At 40.2% G+C, this 2,998-nt stretch carries 4 protein-coding genes; all 4 read left to right on the plus strand.

The annotated features are described in order from the left end of the window. The first annotated feature begins 932 nt into the window (after window positions 1–932). The 4 genes from AB6E85_RS25690 (at window position 933) to AB6E85_RS25705 (ending at window position 2,951) form a co-directional block, all read left to right on the plus strand. The gene (locus tag AB6E85_RS25690) at window positions 933–1,496 is read left to right on the plus strand and encodes a recombinase family protein (protein ID WP_372144793.1); all 564 of its coding nucleotides are present in this window, start codon (window positions 933–935) and stop codon (window positions 1,494–1,496) included. Window positions 1,497–1,766: 270 nt separating this feature from the next. Further along, entirely contained in the window at window positions 1,767–2,051 is a 285-nt protein-coding gene (locus AB6E85_RS25695) for a hypothetical protein (RefSeq protein ID WP_102297595.1), read from the plus strand. After that, window positions 2,041–2,733, plus strand: coding sequence for a hypothetical protein (locus AB6E85_RS25700; protein WP_372144795.1), 693 nt, complete (start codon window positions 2,041–2,043; stop codon window positions 2,731–2,733). The genes AB6E85_RS25695 and AB6E85_RS25700 overlap by 11 nt, the downstream gene beginning before the upstream one ends. Beyond that, window positions 2,733–2,951 carry a hypothetical protein gene (locus AB6E85_RS25705; protein ID WP_102297588.1) on the plus strand — a complete coding sequence of 73 codons (219 nt, stop codon included), beginning with the start codon at window positions 2,733–2,735 and terminating at the stop codon, window positions 2,949–2,951. Before AB6E85_RS25700 ends, AB6E85_RS25705 begins: the two co-directional genes overlap by 1 nt. Window positions 2,952–2,998 lie beyond the last annotated feature (47 nt).

The raw sequence follows: 2,998 nt of genomic DNA on the forward strand, positions 1-2,998 counted from the left end.
TTCCGATAGTATGGATTGATTTGGCTAGCTCATTAACTTTGTCTTTGCTAACAGGACGTTGTCGCTTTCCAACTACAAGGTCGGCTACATTTACGGTTATTTGCTTCATTAGATATTCCGTTTTGATTTTTTCTAACTGTACAGGCAGAAAAGCTCAAACGCATTAATGAAATGAGGTGATTGCTCACGAATTCGTGAAAAAATACGAACACGTAATTTTCAACGACTGGTTGTAGCAAAAAAACGAACGATTAACGCTACTCGCGGTAGTGGGAGGATACAGCACGCAGACTGATAACTGCACACTCATAAGTAAAGCAACTCCATGTATAAGCGGTTAAAAAGTGTCACAGACCAACCCTATAAAGAGTACATCATAAGAGTTGAGCTGGACACGTTGTTACAGGGCATTTAGGTTAATCACTCTAGCTAGTGTGGCAAGCATTACAACAGTAATAGCACCCATTAATCCTAAGTGTAGGGTTGTTTCTCTTTACCTCAGCAACAGCGCCTGCACATGTGTTGTGAGTTCCCGCTGCTACTTGGTTTTCAATGTTAGGCATATAAGAGCAACCTGTAGTTTTATTATGAACTTCATGGTCACCATTGCTTTGAGAATTTTTATTAACAATAAATACTGGCATAAATCCCTCATTTAGTTACTCGGCACAATAAACCGAGTGTATATATTGGCATTTAAATTAGATGAATACAGCAAATGCTAGAGTGCATACTTTAAATGTGTGATATGCATATCATTGCTATAATAGCGAGGCACTTGGTTTTGAGTTTTTTTTACCTGTAAGCTGTAGCAAAAAATGAACGATTAATGCTACACGTGAGGCAAGTCAAAGGCTGTATCATTAATTGTGTACATATAGTTTCTGCTACAATATATTATTGCTACACCATTTAATGATACAGGTTGAGCAATGAGAACTTTCTTCTACACCCGCGTAAGTACGTCTGACCAAACCACCGATAATCAAGTAACTGCGTTCGAGTCCCTTGGTTATAAAGTTGAACCTCATAGACTTGTATCGGAGGTTGTTAGTGGCTCAACCAAAGCACTAGAGCGCGAATTGTTTAAAAACCTCATTGAACAAAAACTAGAGAAAGGCGATAGATTGGTTGTTCTGAAACTAGACCGACTAGGGCGCGATAATATCGATGTTCAGCAGACGGTAAATTACATACTAGAAAAGGGAATCATTCTAGTGTGTCACGACCTACCAGTAGCAGACCTAACCAAACCCGAAGGCAAGATGATGCTACAGCTTATGAGTACCTTTGCTGAGTTCGAGCGTAATAAAATTATAGAACGCACCAAACAAGGTCTAGAGCGCGCTAAATCACAAGGCAAGAAGCTAGGACGCAAAGCAGGTTCAAAACATACTGATGATGTTCAGCGACTCAAAGCAGAGGGTAAGGGACAAAGTGAGATTGCACGGTTGCTAGATGTTAGTCGTCATACCGTGATTAGAAACTGGAACTAAATACTGATGTGGACGTAGTGAACCCACACAACCTTTTCTTATGCATTTTATTTGTGAATTCAAAGCGAGCTTCGGCTCGCTTTTTTTGTGTCTGAGAATCGCAATTTTACGACTGGCAATACCACTAAATAGATTAAGCAATGGGGTATTTGACACACCTAACATTGTGCGGGTTGTTGCGTCTCCCCGTAATTCCGAAATTAGACGCAATAAATTTGAGTTTCCACTGGCCGACCTGATTCGCGGTCAGTGCATTTTTAGGACAACAGAATGGCAGATAAAGACAAACGCTACTTTAAAAAACATAGGGACAAGATTCTTGAAAAACGCAAGGTCACGTATAAGGAGAGGCAAGACCGTAAGAATTTCAACGAACTAATAGCAGAGTTCGCGACAGCAAAACAGTTAGAAACAGCAAAGTACCTACACATACTATTACCAGAGTTCGGTATCAAAGCTGATTACATGGTATTGCTCTACCGTGAGCATGAGCGAAGCAAATCAGAAATGGACTTTAAGCAATGGCTGGTGGAGAGATTGAAAAATGCAGATTAAACAAACTAGACCCTCTTTAGTTGCAGGTCATAGCAAGCTGATATTTAAATCATTAGACGACTTAAAACGAAAAGACATTACCAATGTCATTGGCAGGTTTGATGGTAAGGAAACCGCTAGTTTTCTATCAGATGGGGCGGGCACAGGAGGGACGAAATACCAAGCACTATATGACAACGGCGTAGCTATCCATTTAGCAAAAGGCTCAAATGGTAATTACTACCTAACCGATTTAGTGGATGATTTGAGTCACGTTGAAATGTACGAGCATGTAAATCTCAACGAACAAGCACTGAATGAGAGTATCAATTATCTACCAGAGGATGATTTTCTAGTCCATTTAGCAGAAAGCAATGATAGTGATAGTTACATACCTTTAGTGTTCACAACTAATGCACTACAGCACGAATTCACTATTGGGCATATCAGCGGTGATAAGTTCACTTTAGACAATGGTCTACCGTATTTTGATTTTACAGTAAATGAGGTTGAAAACGATGACGGAGAGATAGTTGCTTATATTGATAATGCGAGTCTGAACGGACGTACATTGCTAGAGCTTACGAACAAGTTTCGTGAACTTGATGTAGATGACGAACCAGTGATTAGTGAATCACAATCTGAACCACTAGATAGCATGGTTCGGCAAGCACTTAGATACATTCAAAGGAGTGGAATTTAATGTATTACCTAAGAAACACGATTACAGATACACGGTTTAAAATACAAGGCCAGCGTCCTAAGAACGGCAAGCATTACATGCAATACGTATCAATGGATTGGGTTAAGAAAGAGCAACCAGAGCTACTGGCGAGCGTTCAGCGTGACATTGATAACTACCCTACGCACATGTGTGAGGGGCGTGTTCTAGACTATGCATTTCAAGTTCAATGTGTATAGGTACGCACCTATACACTCTGATATGTATAGTTTGTCTCATTCCCGCT

The organism is Vibrio sp. 10N.247.311.51 (assembly GCF_041467855.1).
Lineage (GTDB): Bacteria > Pseudomonadota > Gammaproteobacteria > Enterobacterales > Vibrionaceae > Vibrio > Vibrio coralliirubri.